Below are 17,724 nucleotides of genomic sequence, written 5' to 3'. Positions count from 1 at the left end.
CCTGCCTCGCTTTAGAGATGTCACTCTGTAAACAAGCTTATTCTGACTCGTCCCTTTTCATGCTATAATTATCGAATGCAGGAAGAAGGAAAGGGTGTTTTATATGTCTTTTGATGGCATGTTTACATACGGAATGACACATGAATTAAACAGCCGGATCGCCGGAGGCCGGATTACGAGAGTCCATCAGCCTTTTAAGCACGATGTGATATTCCATATCCGCGCTAACGGAAAAAACCATAAACTATTATTATCGGCGCATCCGAGCTATTCACGGGTGCACGTGACAAACCAGGCCTATGAAAATCCGAGCGAGCCCCCGATGTTTTGTATGCTGCTCAGAAAGCATATAGAAGGCGGCTTTATTGAGAAAATAGAACAGGCCGGATTAGACAGGATTATGATATTCCGCATAAAAAGCAGAAATGAAATCGGCGACGAAACCGTCAGAACACTGTATGTTGAAATTATGGGGCGCCACAGCAATATTATTCTCACTGACGGAGAAGGTGCCATCATTGACGGACTGAAGCATTTATCTCCGTCGATGAACAGCTACCGGACCGTTCTGCCGGGCTATGATTACAAACTCCCTCCCGCTCAGGAAAAAATTTCGCCGCTTGCTGCGGATGAAGAGGACATTTTGCGTCATCTCAGTTTTCAGGAAGGGCGGCTCGACCAGCAGATCGTCAGACATTTCTCCGGGGTTTCTCCGCTGTTTGCAAAAGAAGCCGTTCACAGAGCGGGCCTTGCTAACAAAATAACGCTGCCGAAGACGCTGACAGAGATGTTCCGCAGCGTGAAGGACTGCAGGTTTACACCGAACATCACGACAGCAGGCGGAAAAGAATACTTTTATCTCCTGTCTCTCACGCATGTAAACGGAGAAGAGCGAACCTTTCACTCACTGAGTGAACTGTTAGACCGGTTTTATTTCGGCAAAGCAGAGCGCGACCGCGTTAAACAGCAGGCCCAGGATCTTGAGCGGTTTGTCGCAAATGAACGGAAAAAGAACGCCAATAAAATCAAAAAACTGGAAAAGACGCTGGACTACTCAGAGAATGCGAAAGAATTCCAGCTATACGGCGAGCTGCTGACGGCGAATTTGTATATGCTGAAAAAAGGCGACAAAGAAGCGAACGTCATCAATTACTATGATGAAGAGAGTCCGACGGTGACCATCCCTTTAAATCCGAACAAAACACCGTCCGAAAACGCGCAGATGTATTTTACAAAATATCAAAAAGCGAAGAATTCCGTTGAGGTTGTAAAAGAACAGATCCGCCTGGCCGAGGAGGAAATCGCTTATTTCGATCAGCTGATCCAGCAGCTTTCCTCCGCTTCCACAAAGGATATTCACGAAATAAGGGAGGAGCTTGTCGAAGGCAAATATTTGCGTCCGAAACAGCAAAGAGGACAGAAAAAACAGAAACAGCACGTTCCTGTTTTAGAGCAATATGAATCTTCGCAGGGATTGACGATCCTTGTCGGCAAAAACAATAAACAAAATGAGTACTTAACGACAAAAGCCGCCGCAAGGGATGATGTATGGTTCCACACGAAAGACATTCCGGGTTCCCACGTTGTGATTAAAAGCAGCGATCCGGATGAACAATCCATATTGGAAGCAGCTGCAATTGCCGCTTATTTTTCCAAGGCGAAAGATTCCGGCTCAGTACCGGTTGATTATACAAAAATCAGACATGTGAAAAAGCCAAACGGCGCAAAGCCCGGCTTCGTCACCTATGACAGCCAGCATACCGTATTTGTCACACCTGATGCCGATCTTGTCATACGGCTGAAAAAATAAACGCACCATCAAGCTGATACCGCACTCAGCTTGGTGGTGTTTTTTTATTTCCTGATTTCTGAACATAAATGGAGACACTCTCTCAGCCGCCAGAACCGATCTTTACAGGATGTGAACGGTTTCCCGTCATGTCTGCCTTCTCTGATCGGCTTGTTCCTTTGTATGCGGGCGGCGGTGACTCCCGTGTCAGCGTTCACATAAGCAAACCGCTTCCGTTTTTTGAATCATTTCCCCTCGTCTCGAAAGCAGCAAGACAGTCAGGAAAGCATAAAAAATACCCTGCCTGATGATCGACAAGGTATAGTTTTTATAGTCTTCTTCTTTTCTCAAACAATAGATCCACTTCTTCAGCCAAATCATCAGTAATCAAGGGCTCAATGTTTTCAGCCAGTCTTTTCGTATGTACCGGGCTTGCGCCGCTTGTTGATACTGATACTTCAATGCGTCCTTTGCGGATGATCTTCGGCATATACACACTGCCCTGTTCAGCGTTGCTTACACAGTTGACCAGCTGCGTTTCAGAAGCGCTTGCGGCTATCTTCTGATTCACGTCTCGGTCATTTGTCGCGGCAATAATGAAAAAAGCGGGCGTGAGATCCTTCATTTCAATTTTCCGGGCAATCCAGCGGATGCATCCTTCATCCGCAAGCTGTTTAATTTCCGGCAGGGCATCGGGGCTGATTACAGTAATATCCGCGCCTTCCGGAAGCACTGTTTTGAGCCTTCTTAAGGCAACATTGCCCCCGCCCGCGATGACAATTCTTTTTCCGCGGAGATTAATGTGAAGAGGCAGCATACTGTCCCCCCTTAAAATCAAACTGCCCGCCGGGGTTTCGAACAGCTTCCGTCACACGGTTCAAAAACGCCTGCTTAATATGCGGGTGAAAACCTAAGTATGAAGCGAGATGCACATTTCGATTGACCGTCTGAAGCTTTTGGACTTCCCGTTGAATTTCAGTCATTAAGAGCCCTGTAAACAGAAGATACGGGACGATAAAAACGGGTGCTCCGTCATCTTCTTCAAGACCTGTAAACACTTCTTTATAGTGGGGATCACAGGCTGTTAAAAAACAAGGGATGACTTCTTTAACAGGTGTGATCGCCTCCAGTTTTCCGGCAATCTCACTGACGGCATTTTTAACTGCCGGATCTGTGCTTCCTCTGCCGATCAGCACCACTTTCGCCTGCTCAATCGGCACTCCGGTGTCCTCAATGCGATGATGCACCGCTTTGACGACTTCATCATCCACTCCGATCGGGACACCGTATGTTACTTTTATATCGGGATGCCGGACCGCTGCACGGGCGATTTCAGCCGGAATGTCATGTTTTGCGTGGGCGGCAGTCAAGAGCAGCAGCGGCACAGCCGCGATATGAGTGGCGCCTTGTTTGACACATGCTTCAAAGCCCGCTTCAATAGACGGTTCCTGCAGTTCTAAAAAACAGATTTCCTGAATGGGAGCGTCAGCGTGCGGCATGCACCCTTTTAAAAATGCCGCCGATTCTGCCTGCGCTTTTTTCAGCCGGCTTCCGTGCCCGATGTATAAAATCGCCTGCTTCATTTACAACGCCTCGCTCAGATCCAGATTTTTCAGTTCAGATTCAAACCAGTCCAGCTTGCAGTGATAATTAACGACATCACCGATGACGATTAAGCTCGGGTTTTTGATTTCTTCTTTTATCACTGTGTCTGAAAGCGTGCTGACGGTGCAGACGACCGTTTTTTGCCTGTCCGTCGTTCCCCAATGAATAAAGGCCGCCGGGGTGCCGCCGTCTCTGCCGTTTTCCAGCAGCATTCTTTCAATCTGCCGGATATTTTTAATCCCCATATAAATCACCAGCGTATCAATGCCCGTCGCCAGTGCTTTCCATTTTTCTTCAAAGTCGTCTTCTTGTTTATAATGCCCTGTAACAAATGCGACATTGGAGCTCGCCTCCCTGTGCGTCACGGGAATGCCGGCGTAAGCAGCTGCCGCGATTCCCGATGTAATGCCGGGAACGATCTCAAACGGAATGGCGTTTTGCGCGAGAGCCTCCGCTTCTTCGCCCCCGCGGCCGAAAACAAACGGGTCGCCCCCCTTGAGCCTGACCACGGTTTTTCCCTTTTTCGCATACTTCACAAGGAAACGGTTAATCGTATCCTGCTTCATAATATGAAAATCCGGGAGCTTTCCGCAGTAAATCAGATCCGCTTCTTCTCTTGCATACTGTAAAATCTCTTTGTTTACCAATCTGTCATATAGTATAACGTCCGCTTTCTGTATGGCTTTCATTGCCTTGACCGTTAATAAGTCCGGATCTCCCGGACCGGCTCCAACGATAAATACTTTCCCCATAGCATGTCTCCCCGATCCGTTTTGACATCTTCACAGAACAGCCGCGAGGCCGCACCTCAGCTATTTTACCATATCCCGCCATTAGGGGGAGTATCCGGCTGATTGCGCGGCCTTTTCGGACTTATTATGCTAAGCTGTTTTTCACAAAATCAATCAGTCTGCCGGTGCATTCTTCGCGTGCATATTTTCCTGAATCAAGTACGAGCTCAGGCGCATTCGGCTCTTCATACGGTGAGTCGATTCCCGTAAAGAACGGAATTTCGCCGTTTCTGGCTTTTTTATACAAACCTTTCGGATCGCGCTTTTCACATATATCGAGGTCGCATTTCACATAGATTTCATTAAATTCGCCTTCTGCCACGAGCTCTCTCACCTGATCTCTGTCCTCACGGAACGGAGAAATAAAGGCCGTAATGACGATGGTGCCCTGCTGAACGAAAAGCTTTGCCACTTCCCCGATTCGGCGTATATTTTCCTTGCGGTCATCATCAGAAAATCCTAAGTCCTTGTTTAAGCCGTGACGGATGTTATCTCCATCTAGCACAATGACTTGATAGCCTTGTTCAAACAGCTCGCGGGCTGCGGCGTTTGCAATCGTGGATTTCCCTGAACCGCTTAAACCCGTCAGCCAGAGGATAGAGCTTTTATGCTTGTTTTTCTGCTGGTATTCTTCTTTCGTTATTGAGGCTTCATGCCATACGATATCACGATTTGTCACTCTTTTTCCTCCTTAAGAAACGCCTGCTTCTTCTTTCGTTTTCAGCCCTTTAATCAGCACATCGACAACTTCAGGACGGCTGAATTCCGCCGGCGGCATGACGCCGCTTCGCAGCATTTCTCTGACCTTTGTTCCCGACAGAATGACGTGGTCTTCTCTGTCATGCGGACATGTTTTGGCCGTTCCCATGTTGCCGCATTTTTGGCAGAAGAAGCTGTGCTCGAATTTCATCGGTGTAATCCCGAGCTCATCCGCTGTAAATTGATCAAACAGCTCTTGCGCTTCGTATGTGCCGTAGTAATCACCGACGCCGGCATGATCGCGGCCGACGATAAAATGCGTGCAGCCGTAGTTTTTGCGGACAAGCGCATGGAAAATGGCTTCTCTCGGCCCCGCGTACCGCATTGCCGCCAAAAATACGCCGAGGAAAACGCGGTCTTTCGGATAATAATGATCAAGCAGCACCTGATAGCTTTCCATTCTGACATCCGCCGGAATGTCGTCTGATTTTGTTTCACCGACGAGCGGGTTCAAAAACAGGCCGTCAACCGTCTCAAGCGCGGTTTTCTGGATATATTCGTGAGCGCGGTGAACCGGATTTCTCGTTTGGAAACCGACGATGGTTTTCCAGCCTTTTTCTTCAAAGCTTCGTCTCGTTTCAGCAGGTTCAAATGTAAACTCAGGAAACTGCTTTGACGCTTTTTTAATTAATGTGATCGGCCCGCCGACATACGTATCGCCGCGTGAAAATAGTTTTTTCACGCCTGGATGAGCGTCATCATTGGTTTTATATACGTGAACGGCTTCTTTTTGTTTATCCGGCGTATAAATATCTTCGATGTCCACTGCGCCGTATGTTTCTCCGCCGTAAGTCAGTTTTACGGTGTCCCCGACAGCAAGCTCAGCCGCTTTTTCTGAATCGACCGGAAGCGTAATCGGCAAAGACCAGACTGCCCCGGATGCCAGACGCATATTTTCAACGACTGACACGTAATCTTTTTCTGTGAAAAATCCTTCAATCGGGCTGTAGGCTCCGATTCCGATCAGCTCTAAATCAGCAAACGAAATCAAATCCAGCTCAATTTCTTTTTGGACGGATGTAAGATCATACTGCTCATTCACCCGATTAACTAATGTTCCTCCGTGCGGTGCTAGACTCATAGTACATTTTCCTCCCAGTTAACAGATAAATAAACTCAGATTAATAGTTAAATGCCCCCGCCTTGTTCATGGACAGAGCGCTTCTCTTTTCGGATGGCTTTCATCAGACTGGCGGCTCCGCCAGCTGCCAAAAGCACGCTGGCCATCATAAAGATGGAATAGTAATCTCCTTTTAACAGCAGAGAGACAAGCAGATACGAAATCGACAGTGACAAAAACGGCGAAACGACCCATACTTTGAGCATCGTTTTCACGACTTCTTTATGAAAAACGTTCGGCCCGTTTTTGGCCATTCCGATACCGATGATTGATGATGATGTCACCTGCGCCAAAGGAACCGGCAGACCGAACACGGAACTGATAATGACAAGCCCGGCCCCGGTTCCGGAAAGCAGTATGCCTTCGCCGGCGGAAAATCTCGTAATCTTTTTCCCGTTGGTTTCAAGCACTCTGCGTCCTAAAAGCAGAGCGCCGAGAGCGACAAAGATGCCTCCGTACAGCGTCCCTTTGGACACGCTGAGCACGCCGGCGGCAACTAAAGGCCCTACCGCATTTGCGACGTTGTTCATTCCGGCTGAAAAAGCTTCCCAAAACCCCGCAATAAGCAGGACAACCCCCAAAACCTTCTGTTTCCGGCTCGAAATGACTCGAATATTCAGAGAACTGGATACCTTCGATACGAGAAACGTGAAACAGAACGCGACAAACGGAACGAGCACCCAAAAAATCACGATGACCAAAAGATGCTGCAGAAACAATACTTTGTACGCGACGCCGACCCCGACAATCGCCCCGACGGTGACCTCGCTTGTCGACAGCGGAATGCCGAGCACATTCGCCGTGAATAACGATAACGCCGCCGCTCCGATAATAATGCACACAATGGTGAGCGTAATGGTCTGTTCGGGAATGATTCCGCCGCTGATCGTCTTAACGACTTCTCCGCCGCCGATAACCGCCCCTGACAGGACGCCGGCCGCGCAGATAATCAGCGCATACGTTTTCTTTTTAACGGCGCCGGAACCGTAAGCGACCCCCATTGAAGCCGCGGCTCCGCTGGCTCCGATATTCATGGCGAAAAACAGGCAGAATAAAATAGCGGCTAATTCCATTGTGCAGCTCCTTTATTCATGCAGTCCGCATTCTGTTTTTGCCATTCCGTTCCATCTGCCGCTCCGCAGGTCTTCTGCGGTAAACGCAGGTGAAGTGCACGGTTCACAGCCGATGCTCGGATAGCCCTGATCATGAAGAATGTTATAATCCAGCTCATGCTTGGATGTATATCTCCAGATGTCTTTCCACGTCCAGTGGATCAGCGGGCATACTTTAATGGATTGAAACTTATCGTCTTTATTCAGGAAATTCGTATTCGCCCGGCTCGGCCCTTGATCGCGTCGGAGGCCGGACAGCCATGCCGGACGCCCGGCGAGCGCTTCTCTTAACGGCAGAATTTTTCTGATGAAGCAGCACTGGTTCGGTTCTCTTTCCCACAGTTTATCTCCGTGAGCCTCGGCCTGTTCCTCAAGAGTAAGGCTGGGCTTTTTCAGGATGATGTTCAGTCCCGGGTAACGTTCTTTCACTTTTTCGATCGTTTCATATGTTTCTTTAAAGTGAAGTCCTGTATCGAGAAACACGATTTCCGCGTCTTTTTTCACTTTAGAAATTAAATCGATCAGGACGATTCCCTCAATCCCGAAGCTGCACGCGTAAACAAGCTGGTCTCCGTAGTGGCCGTATGCCCATTTTAAAACGGACAGCGCGCCTTTATAGGAATCGTCTTCCGGAAATGTAATCGCCGGTTCCTCCCATGTGTCATACGTTAGCATTTTTTCTTTCCTCCTCCCGGAGACAATCAAACAGCTGTTGTTTTCTGCCGGTTGTCTTATCCCTCAATCTTTTTTCATATAAAAAACTTTCAATCCAGCGGAATGAAAGACAGTGACCCGTTATAGCCCTTATCTTCAAAATGCTGTGCATTTTTCTGGATGCGGCACCTTGCATGTCACGCAGGTTGCCGGGCGTCATCGGTCCAGTCCCTCAGCCGCTCTTGATAAGCTTTTTAGATTTGTACTAAATTTTAGCACAATTCTAACAGAAGTCAACCCGAGTTTTTTGATAGGAATAATAAAACAGGCCCTGAGGCCTGTTTTTATTGTCATTATTTTTTAAACCAATCTTTTGACTCGGGATTCTGTTTCCATGATTTCAGTTTCTCAATGTCATCTGAATGTATCGTTCCGTTTTCAAGCGCTACTTCAATAAGCGTGTCATAATCTGTTAACGAGTAGTACGGCAGACCCGCTTTTTTAAAGGCTTCTCTTGCTTTCGGCAGTCCGTATGTAAAAATTGAAATGACGCCGAGAACTTCCGCGCCCTCTCTTTGAAGGGCCGCCACAGCTTCAAGCACGCTGCCCCCGGTAGAAATCAAATCTTCAATCACGACTGTTTTTTGTCCTTTTTTAACGGCGCCTTCTATTTGATTTCCTTTGCCGTGCGCTTTCGGTTTGCTTCTGACGTAGCACATCGGAGCGCCTGTACGGTCTGCGAGAAGCGCAGCATGCGGAATGCCTGCCGTGGCAGTGCCCGCGATCATCTCCGCCTCGGGGAAATGCTCTTTCAGCAGTCTGCCGAGCCCGTCCGCCACATCATTTCTCACTTTTGGATACGACAATGTCAGACGGTTGTCACAATAAATCGGCGATAGAATGCCGCTCGCCCACGTAAACGGCTCATTCGGGCGTAAAAAGACAGCTTCAATGTGTAATAGATGTTTTGCGATAGCCTGTTTCATCGGCGAACGCCCTCCCATTCCAGTTTAATGGCTTCATATGCTTTAACGGGGTTTTCCGCTTTTGTAATTGAACGGCCTACGACAATGGCAGACGAACCGTTTTCTTTCGCAAATGACGGAGTCGCCGTCCGGACTTGATCATCAGCTGCGTCATTGGCCGTGCGGATGCCCGGTGTGACTGTCAGAAATGACGGCCGGACCGCTTCATAAATGGCTTTTGTTTCATGAACAGAACATACCACTCCGTCCAGCCCGCACTCTTCAGCCATTTTGCCGTAATGTACAACCGTTTCTAACAGCGGCTTTTGCAGCAGAAGCTCTTCCTTCGCCATCTGCTCTGAAGTGCTCGTCAGCTGGGTGACTGCGATTAATGACGGGCGTTTTTTGCCTGCCGGCGTGCCTTCTTCAAGCCCCTCAAGAGCTGCGCGCATCATGCGTCCGCCCCCTGCGGCATGCACATTGACGAGATCAACGCCGAGACCCGCAAGCCGCTTCATCGCTTTATTGACTGTAGTCGGAATATCATGAAGCTTCAAATCTAAAAATATATCACAGTTCCGTTCTTTTAATTGATGAATGATGGCGGGGCCTTCCTGATAAAAAAGTTCCATCCCCGTTTTGACAAACAGCCTTTCCTTTTCAAACAAATCTAGAAACGCTAAAGTTTCTTCTCCTGATGCAAAATCAAGCGCGATGATGGGCAGGTTGTTCTGCATGTTTCCAGCTCCTTCCGATGCATTCACTTACAGATTGATAGCCGTATTGGCGCAGCACACGAGGGAGCTGTTCAATGATTTCCGGGCAGACGAACGGATTGACGAAGTTGGCCGTCCCGACGGCAACTGCACTTGCTCCGGCGAGAAGAAATTCTAATGCATCTTCTGCGGTCTGGACGCCGCCCATCCCGATAATCGGAATGTCAACGGCCTGGCTGACTTCGTATACCATCCGGATGGCGACCGGTTTGATCGCCGGGCCTGACAGTCCGCCCGTTTTATTTGCTAAAATCGGCCGTCCCGTCTTAAGATCGAGCCTCATCCCGACGAGTGTATTAATCATCGTCAGCCCGTCAGCACCGGCCGCTTCAATCGCTTTCGCAATTTCGGTTATGTTTGCGACATTAGGAGAAAGCTTCACATACACAGGCACTGCGGAAACTTCTTTCACCGCTTTTGTCAGATCGGCCGCCATGGCGGGATCAGTTCCAAAAGCAATCCCGCCCGTTTTGACATTCGGACACGAGATGTTCAGCTCAAGCGCATGCACATTTTGCGCTTGGCTGATGCGTTCGGCTACTTCTTTATAGTCTTCCACCTGAGAACCCGCGACGTTTGCGATAATCGGCGTGTCAAACTGTTCGAGCCAAGGCAGCTCATGATTGAGCACATGCTCCAGACCGGGATTTTGCAGTCCGATGGCATTCAGCATTCCCGCGCTTGTCTCCGCCACTCTCGGTGTCGGATTTCCGAAGCGGGCTTCGTTCGTGGTGGCTTTAATCATGATGCCTCCGAGGCATGATAAATCGTAAAATCCGGCATATTCCTTCCCGAAACCGAAACATCCGGAAGCGGGGATGATCGGGTTTTTCAATTGGAGACCCGGCAGATTCACCTCTAACATTACAGCGCCACCTCCTCAGCTTTAAATACCGGCCCGTCAAGGCAGACTTTTACATACGACGTATCGCTTTCGCCCGTACGGCACACGCAGGCGAAGCAGGCCCCTATTCCGCAGCCCATCCGCTCTTCCATCGAAAGGTAAACTTCTTTATGGCCGTACTGCTGCTTCAGCGCTTTCAGCATCGGTGTCGGCCCGCAGCTGAGCAGGACATCGAATTCGATCTGCTTTTCGCGGATGACATCGGTGACAAATCCTTTTTCTCCATATGTTCCGTCAGCCGTCGCCACGTAGGTATCTCCGTACGCGAGACATTCCTGTTCGTAAAAAACATCCTTTGCTGATTGAAACCCAAGCACATGAATAACGTTTACGCCTTTTTCCGTCAGGCGCTTTGACAGTTCCTGCAAAGGCGGAACCCCGACTCCGCCTCCGACTAACAGCGCGGTTTTTCCGGGTTCTATCCGCCGGAAGGGGAATCCGTTGCCGAGAGGGCCGAGAACGTCTATCCTGCCGCCCTCTTTTTTCTCAGACAAAAGACGCGTCCCCTCACCGTCAGCTCTGTAGATAACGGATACTTCATCCGCGGCGAAATTGACGTCCGCAATGCTGAGCGGCCTTCTTAATAGCGGCGTGACCGCGTCACTTACCTTCAGGTGAAGAAATTGTCCCGGCTCGGTAAAGTGCCGGACAAGCTCTCCTTTCAGCACCATCTTATAAATCCGGTCGGCAATTTCTGAGTTGGATTGAACAGTCAAGTGCGCTTTCTTCATACCGTAACGGCCGCCTTTGGATTGGTTTTGGATGCAGGCATATGATCCGCCCGGAATGTCATGCTTTCCAACACCCGCAAAATGGCTTCGGCCGTATCTAAAGATGTCAGGCAGGCGACTCCGTTCTCAACAGATTCACGGCGGATTCTGAAGCCGTCTCTGGCCGGCTGTTTTCCTTTTGTCAGCGTATTGATGACAAATTGCGCTTCTCCGTTTCTGATGACGTCGATGAGATTCTTCCCTTCTTCGCCGATTTTCCCGACAACCTGAGCCGGATTCTGAGCGTCTTTCAAATAAGCGGCCGTTCCTTCCGTCGCCATGATGTTATAGCCGATAGCATGGAACCGCTTCGCGATCAGAAGTCCTTCTTCTTTATCTTTATCAGCAACGGTCAACAGCACCGAGCCGTAATTCGGAATTTGAATACCAGAGGCAATCAGTGCTTTATAGAGCGCTTTTTCAAGAGTTGAATCTTTGCCCATGACCTCTCCCGTCGACTTCATTTCAGGCCCTAATGTAATATCCACTCTTCTCAGCTTCGCGAATGAGAAGACAGGCGCTTTCACGTACACCCCCTGCTGTTCCGGCTGTAGTCCCTCTTGATAGCCGAAATCAGCAAGCTTTTGGCCGAGAATGACCTTTGTCGCCAGATTCGCCATCGGAATCTTTGTGATTTTGCTTAAGAACGGCACGGTTCTGCTTGACCGCGGATTTACTTCAAGCACATACACTTCACCTTGCGACAGGACGAATTGGATGTTCAGCAAACCGACGATGTTGAGGCCTTTTGCCAAGGCTACAGTGTATTGTTCGATTTTTTTCTTAATGTCTCCGCTTAAAGACTGAGGCGGATAGACGGCGATTGAATCCCCTGAATGGACGCCGGCCCGCTCGATATGCTCCATAATTCCCGGGATGACGACTGTTTCGCCGTCAGATACAGCGTCCACTTCGATTTCTTTCCCCGTCAGATAACGGTCGATTAATACCGGATGCTGCGGGTTGATTTTGACCGCATTTTTCATATAGTGAAGCAGCTCTTCTTCGTGATAGACGATCTCCATCGCCCGGCCGCCGAGCACATATGAAGGGCGGACAAGTACCGGATAGCCGATGGATGCGGCAATTTTGACCGCTTCATTCACCGACACGGCGGTTTTTCCGAGCGGCTGCGGCACGTTCAGCGCCTCAAGCGCCTGCTCGAACTTATCCCGGTCTTCCGCACGGTCTAAATCTTCAAGTGATGTGCCGAGAATCTTGACGCCGCGGGCGCTCAATTCTTCCGCAAGATTGATCGCCGTCTGGCCGCCGAATTGGACGACGACGCCTTCCGGCTGTTCCAAATCAATGATATGCATGACATCTTCAACCGTCAGCGGTTCAAAATACAGCTTGTCTGAAATGCTGAAATCAGTTGATACTGTCTCAGGGTTGTTGTTGATAATAATTGCTTCATAGCCTGCCTGCTTGATCGCCCAGACAGAGTGAACGGTCGCATAGTCAAATTCGACGCCCTGTCCGATGCGGATCGGGCCGGAGCCGAGGACGACGACGCTTTTTCTTGATGTCACTTCAGATTCATTTTCTTCCTCATATGTGCTGTAGAAGTACGGGGTTTCTGATTCGAATTCCGCCGCGCACGTATCCACCATTTTATATACAGGCTTGATGGCTGCTTCTTTTCTCATTTGGTACAGCTCTTGTTCCGGCATGTTCCATTCCCGGCTGATGTATTTGTCGGAGAAACCGAGTTCCTTCGCTGTCTGCAGGACGGTGAGGCTGCCTTTTTCCGCTTTCAGCTCGGTTTCAAAAGCGACCAGCTTACAGAGCTTGTGCAAAAAGAAGACGTCAATTGCGGAAAACTCATGAAGCTGTTCGACTGTGTAGCCTCTTCTGAACGCTTCTGCAAGATAAAACAGCCGTTCATCTCCGGCCTTTCTGATCCGTTTTTCCAAAAGTCCGTCAGAAATCTCTTCCGCATCCTTCAGTTCCAGGTGATAGACATCGGCTTCCAATGAGCGGACCGCCTTTAACAGCGATTCTTCAAGGGTGCGTCCGATCGCCATGACCTCTCCGGTGGCTTTCATCTGCGTTCCGAGTCTGCGGTTTGCCGACTCAAATTTATCAAACGGCCAGCGCGGGATTTTTGACACGACATAGTCAAGCGCGGGCTCAAAAGCCGCATATGTTTTTCCCGTTACGGGATTCATCATTTCATCAAGAGAAAGCCCGACGGCGATTTTCGCCGCAAGCTTTGCGATCGGGTAACCCGTCGCTTTTGAGGCGAGTGCTGATGAGCGGCTCACCCGCGGATTCACTTCGATAATGTAATATTGGAAACTGTCGGGATCGAGCGCGAGCTGAACATTACAGCCGCCTTCTATGCCGAGCGCGCGGATCAGCTTTAATGAAACATTGCGCAAAAGCTGGTATTCCCGGTCGCTCAGCGTCTGGCTCGGAGCAACGACGATGCTGTCGCCCGTATGGATGCCGACCGGGTCGATATTTTCCATATTGCAGACGACGATCGCGTGATCTCTGCTGTCTCTCATGACTTCATATTCGATCTCTTTGTAGCCGGCGATGCTTTTTTCCAATAGGCATTGATGGACGGGGCTTAGTTTTAATCCGTTTTCGACGATCTCTTTCAGCTCCGCTTCATTCGAGCAGATGCCTCCTCCCGTTCCGCCTAATGTGTAAGCGGGGCGCACGATAACCGGAAACCCGATCCGGCCGACAAATTCCTCAGCTTCCTGCAAAGTGCGGATAATCTCACTTTCCGGCACCGGTTCATTCAGCTCATTCATCAGTGTACGGAATAAGTCGCGATCTTCCGCCTGCTGGATGGCGGACAGTTTTGTGCCGAGCACTTCTACTCCGCATTCTTCAAGAACCCCGAGTTCAGACAGCTCGACGGCAAGATTCAGTCCGGTCTGCCCTCCAAGGGTCGGCAGGATGGCATCCGGCCGCTCTTTTCTGATGATACGCGTGAGAAATTCCGTCGTCAGCGGTTCGATGTATACCCGGTCGGCCATTTCCGTATCCGTCATAATCGTTGCCGGATTTGAGTTGACGAGAATGACTTCATAGCCTTCTTCCTTTAAAGCGAGACACGCCTGTGTGCCCGCATAATCAAATTCCGCCGCCTGTCCGATAATAATCGGGCCTGATCCGATCACTAAAATCTTTTTAATATCTACGCGTTTTGGCATACCGCTTCCCCTTCTTTCTCAGTTGTTTCGATCAAGTCAATGAATCTGTCAAATAAATGATTGGCATCTTCCGGCCCCGGTGAAGCTTCGGGGTGGTATTGAACCGTAAATGCCGGCAATGTTTTATGCTTGAGGCCTTCGATCGTTTGGTCATTGATCGCAATATGTGTCACTTCAAGCTCCGTCTCATCTATAGAAGAAACTGTATATCCGTGGTTTTGAGCGGTTAAAGCGACTTTCCCTGTCGCAAGCTCTTTAACCGGATGGTTCGAGCCCCTGTGTCCGAATTTCATTTTTTCCGTATCCGCTCCTGATGCCAGCGCAAATAATTGATGGCCGAGACAGATTCCGAATAACGGCACCTTCCCGAGAATGCCTTTTATCATCTCAATCGCTTCCGGCACATCTTTCGGATCTCCGGGTCCGTTAGATAGCATGATGCCGTCCGGCTTCAGCTGGAGCACTTCTTCCGCCGTTACATTGTACGGCACAACGATGACATCACATTTTCGTTTGTTTAATTCTCTTAAAATGCCGTGCTTCATGCCGAAATCAACGAGTACGATGCGTTTGCCGCGGCCCGGACTCGGATAAGCCGTTTTCGCCGATACTTGAGCGACTTGATTTCTCGGCAGTTCCGTTTCTTTCAGACGTGTCAGAACCGCTTCGACATCCTCCTCGCAAGATGCAAATGTTCCTTTTAATGCACCGGCCGTGCGGATCATTCTTGTGAGCTTTCGCGTGTCGATCCCTTGTAAGCCGGGGATATTTTTCATTTTCAAGTACTCGTCAAGCGTGTAAGCAGATCTCCAGTTGGAAGGCAGCTCGCACAGTTCTTTTACGATCAGCCCTTTTACAAAAGGAGTGATGGATTCAAAGTCATCTCTGTTAATCCCGTAGTTGCCGATCAGAGGATACGTCAGCGTCACGATCTGCCCGCAGTAGGAAGGGTCTGATAAAATTTCCTGATAACCGGTCATTCCCGTGTTGAATACGACTTCACCCGCGGTATGCTCCAGGCTCCCGAATGCTTCACCCTCAAATACCGCTCCATTTTCCAGCACTAGTCTTCTTTTCATTTGACGAGTCTCCCTTCTTCATATGCAAGCTTACCTGCAGCCATCGTTGCAACAGGCCAGCCGAAGCACTTCAGCTTGTTGAATGGCGTATTTTTTCCTTTAGATAAAAATGTATCTTTGTCAATGGCCGCTTCTTTTTCAAGATCAATCAGGGTGATGTCAGCCGGCGCGCCCGGTGCAAGCGTTCCGTACGGAAGACCGAACGCCTCGCAAGGTTTTGTTGTCATGAAATCAACCAGCTGCTTCAGCGTCCACGCCCCGTTTTTCACAAAATGTGTGTACAGAAGCGGAAAGGCTGTTTCTAAACCGACGATACCGAAAGGCGCAAGCTTCATGTCCGTGTTTTTCTCTTCTTCTGTATGCGGCGCATGGTCTGTGGCGATGAAATCAATCGTGCCGTCTAAAAGCCCTTCGATCAGCGCCGCTCTGTCCTCTTTGCTGCGAAGCGGCGGATTCATTTTAAAATTGGTATCAAGTCCCGGGATATCTTCGTCACAAAGCAGCAGGTGGTGCGGCGACACTTCGGCTGTCACGCGGATTCCCGCTTTTTTTGCGTCTCTTACGGCTCTGACGGATTCTTTCGTGCTGATATGACACACATGGTAATGGCAGCCCGCCGCTTCCGCCAGAAGCACGTCACGGGCGATATGTACCGCTTCACAAATGGAAGGTATACCGTTCAGGCCGTTCGCTTTTGAAAACGATCCTTCATGCACGCTTCCGCCGTAAATAAGTGAGTTATCCTCACAATGAGCGACAATCGCTTTGTTTATTGAAGCCGCCTTTTTCATGGCTTCATACATCATTCCGGCCGTCTGAACCCCGACGCCGTCATCGGTGAAGGCGAATGCGCCCGCTTCATGAAGCGCCTTAAAATCTGTCATTTCTTGGCCGGTTTGTCTGATCGTAATGGATGCGTAAGGAAGAACCCTGACAGATGAGGTTTCTTTGATCCGGTTTTGCAGCCATTCCATCTGCTCTTTCGTATCCGGCACAGGCCTTGTATTCGGCATGGCGGCGACTGTGGTAAAACCGCCGCGCGCCGCAGCTTTAGAGCCAGTTTCAATGGTTTCTTTTTTCTCGCCGCCCGGTTCTCTGAAGTGCACATGAAGGTCCACGAGTCCCGGTGAGACGAACAGTCCGTCAGCGTCAATCACCGTTTCTCCGTCTTGTGCGGTCAGAATGCCGGTTTCCGCAATGATTTCTCCTGTTACCCGGATATCCTGTTTCACTTTTTCTCCTTGTTCATTTAGCATCCAGCCGTTTTTAATGAGATAAGACATAAGCCGCTTCTCCCCTTTTCGCATTGGTTTGCAGTGCTCTTTTTAAGACTGCCATTCTGATATACACACCGTTTTCCATTTGTTTAAAAATTCTTGATTTTTCGCATTCTACTAATGTTGTGTCAATTTCGACTCCTCTGTTCACCGGTGCGGGATGCATGATAATGGCATGCCGCTTCATGCTTTCCGCCCGCTTTGCGGTCAGCCCGTATGCTTCCAGGTAGCCTTTTTGGTCGGCTTCTGTCTGATGCCTTTCATTTTGAATGCGGAGCAGCATGACGACATCTGAAGCTTGTATGGCTTCATCCGTCTGTACACAGGTGCCGAAGGCGTTTTTCTCGTCCTGCCATTGCGGCGGCCCTGAAAACAGCACGCGTGCGCCGAGCCTTGTCAGCACCTCGGCATTTGACCTTGCCACCCTGCTGTGTTTGATATCGCCATGAATGGAAACTGTCAGACCTTGAAAGGTCTCAAATTCCTCTTGAATTGTCATTAAATCGAGCAATGACTGAGTCGGATGCTGGCCGCAGCCGTCGCCTGCGTTTAAGATCGGAATATTGACTCTGTCTGTCAGATCTTTGTAATATTCATCCGTGCTGTGCCTGATGACGCAGGCGTCCGCTCCGATTGATTCCAGTGTTCTGACCGTGTCGTATAAGGACTCGCCTTTTTGAACGCTTGTGCTCGTGCCGTCTAAGCTGAGCACGTTCATTCCGAGTTTCTTTTCCGCCACTTCAAAGCTGAACCGCGTTCTCGTGCTCGGTTCAAAAAACAGATTCGCAACGAATTTTCCCGCGAGATCAGGGCGGGCTGTACCCTCTTTTATCGCTTTTGCCTCACGCAGCAGTTCTGTAATTTCAGCCGCGCTCAGTTCAGACATCGCCGTTAAATGATTCATGTTTTTTCTCCTCCGTTTCCGCTTGAAGGCCGTAAAAAACACCCCG

General features: G+C 49.5%; 16 protein-coding genes and 1 riboswitch. Of the genes, 1 reads left to right on the top strand and 15 read right to left on the bottom strand.

The window, feature by feature from the left end; all coding sequences use genetic code 11:
• Nucleotides 1–103: 103 nt before the first annotated feature.
• Entirely contained in the window at nt 104–1,810 is a 1,707-nt protein-coding gene (locus ABDB98_RS08040) for an Rqc2 family fibronectin-binding protein (RefSeq protein WP_060965041.1), read from the top strand.
• A gap of 307 nt (nt 1,811–2,117) precedes the next feature.
• Here ABDB98_RS08040 and ABDB98_RS08035 read toward each other — a convergent pair whose 3' ends face one another.
• From ABDB98_RS08035 to ABDB98_RS07965, 15 genes are all read right to left on the bottom strand, one after another.
• The gene (locus tag ABDB98_RS08035) at nt 2,118–2,606 is read right to left on the bottom strand and encodes a precorrin-2 dehydrogenase/sirohydrochlorin ferrochelatase family protein (protein WP_438421899.1); all 489 of its coding nucleotides are present in this window, start codon (nt 2,604–2,606) and stop codon (nt 2,118–2,120) included.
• Nucleotides 2,587–3,372 carry a sirohydrochlorin chelatase gene (locus tag ABDB98_RS08030; RefSeq protein WP_438421898.1) on the bottom strand — a complete coding sequence of 262 codons (786 nt, stop codon included), beginning with the start codon at nt 3,370–3,372 and terminating at the stop codon, nt 2,587–2,589. The genes ABDB98_RS08035 and ABDB98_RS08030 overlap by 20 nt, the downstream gene beginning before the upstream one ends.
• Nucleotides 3,373–4,146, bottom strand: coding sequence for a uroporphyrinogen-III C-methyltransferase (cobA, locus tag ABDB98_RS08025; protein ID WP_060962825.1), 774 nt, complete (start codon nt 4,144–4,146; stop codon nt 3,373–3,375).
• A 124-nt stretch (nt 4,147–4,270) separates the two neighbouring features.
• The gene (cysC, locus tag ABDB98_RS08020; RefSeq protein WP_060962826.1) at nt 4,271–4,864 is read right to left on the bottom strand and encodes an adenylyl-sulfate kinase; all 594 of its coding nucleotides are present in this window, start codon (nt 4,862–4,864) and stop codon (nt 4,271–4,273) included.
• Nucleotides 4,865–4,876: 12 nt separating this feature from the next.
• The gene (gene sat, locus ABDB98_RS08015; protein ID WP_438421897.1) at nt 4,877–6,025 is read right to left on the bottom strand and encodes a sulfate adenylyltransferase; all 1,149 of its coding nucleotides are present in this window, start codon (nt 6,023–6,025) and stop codon (nt 4,877–4,879) included.
• A 47-nt stretch (nt 6,026–6,072) separates the two neighbouring features.
• Nucleotides 6,073–7,137, bottom strand: a complete 1,065-nt coding sequence (locus ABDB98_RS08010) for an inorganic phosphate transporter (RefSeq protein ID WP_060962827.1) — start codon at nt 7,135–7,137, stop codon at nt 6,073–6,075.
• Between the two features lie 12 nt (nt 7,138–7,149).
• On the bottom strand, nt 7,150–7,851 hold the full coding sequence (locus ABDB98_RS08005; RefSeq protein ID WP_047475086.1) for a phosphoadenylyl-sulfate reductase: 702 nt from the start codon (nt 7,849–7,851) through the stop codon (nt 7,150–7,152).
• A gap of 126 nt (nt 7,852–7,977) precedes the next feature.
• A riboswitch (SAM riboswitch) is annotated at nt 7,978–8,082 on the bottom strand.
• Between the two features lie 101 nt (nt 8,083–8,183).
• Nucleotides 8,184–8,816, bottom strand: a complete 633-nt coding sequence (gene pyrE / locus ABDB98_RS08000; protein ID WP_438421896.1) for an orotate phosphoribosyltransferase — start codon at nt 8,814–8,816, stop codon at nt 8,184–8,186.
• Entirely contained in the window at nt 8,813–9,532 is a 720-nt protein-coding gene (gene pyrF, locus ABDB98_RS07995) for an orotidine-5'-phosphate decarboxylase (protein WP_047475090.1), read from the bottom strand. The genes pyrE and pyrF overlap by 4 nt, the downstream gene beginning before the upstream one ends.
• Nucleotides 9,501–10,436 carry a dihydroorotate dehydrogenase gene (locus ABDB98_RS07990; RefSeq protein ID WP_438421895.1) on the bottom strand — a complete coding sequence of 312 codons (936 nt, stop codon included), beginning with the start codon at nt 10,434–10,436 and terminating at the stop codon, nt 9,501–9,503. Before ABDB98_RS07990 ends, pyrF begins: the two co-directional genes overlap by 32 nt.
• Entirely contained in the window at nt 10,436–11,206 is a 771-nt protein-coding gene (locus tag ABDB98_RS07985; RefSeq protein ID WP_438421894.1) for a dihydroorotate dehydrogenase electron transfer subunit, read from the bottom strand. Before ABDB98_RS07985 ends, ABDB98_RS07990 begins: the two co-directional genes overlap by 1 nt.
• Nucleotides 11,203–14,418, bottom strand: a complete 3,216-nt coding sequence (gene carB / locus ABDB98_RS07980) for a carbamoyl-phosphate synthase (glutamine-hydrolyzing) large subunit (RefSeq protein WP_438421893.1) — start codon at nt 14,416–14,418, stop codon at nt 11,203–11,205. The genes ABDB98_RS07985 and carB overlap by 4 nt, the downstream gene beginning before the upstream one ends.
• On the bottom strand, nt 14,403–15,497 hold the full coding sequence (locus tag ABDB98_RS07975; protein ID WP_049628440.1) for a carbamoyl phosphate synthase small subunit: 1,095 nt from the start codon (nt 15,495–15,497) through the stop codon (nt 14,403–14,405). Before ABDB98_RS07975 ends, carB begins: the two co-directional genes overlap by 16 nt.
• Nucleotides 15,494–16,780: a dihydroorotase gene (locus tag ABDB98_RS07970; protein ID WP_438421892.1), complete on the bottom strand. Its 1,287-nt coding sequence runs from the start codon at nt 16,778–16,780 to the stop codon at nt 15,494–15,496. Before ABDB98_RS07970 ends, ABDB98_RS07975 begins: the two co-directional genes overlap by 4 nt.
• Entirely contained in the window at nt 16,764–17,678 is a 915-nt protein-coding gene (locus ABDB98_RS07965; protein ID WP_438421891.1) for an aspartate carbamoyltransferase catalytic subunit, read from the bottom strand. The genes ABDB98_RS07970 and ABDB98_RS07965 overlap by 17 nt, the downstream gene beginning before the upstream one ends.
• Nucleotides 17,679–17,724 lie beyond the last annotated feature (46 nt).

Source organism: Bacillus siamensis (genome assembly GCF_051628075.1).
Classification (GTDB): Bacteria; Bacillota; Bacilli; order Bacillales; family Bacillaceae; genus Bacillus; species Bacillus siamensis.
Note: the sequence above shows the minus strand (reverse complement) of the source record. Positions and strands in the feature narration are given on the sequence as shown.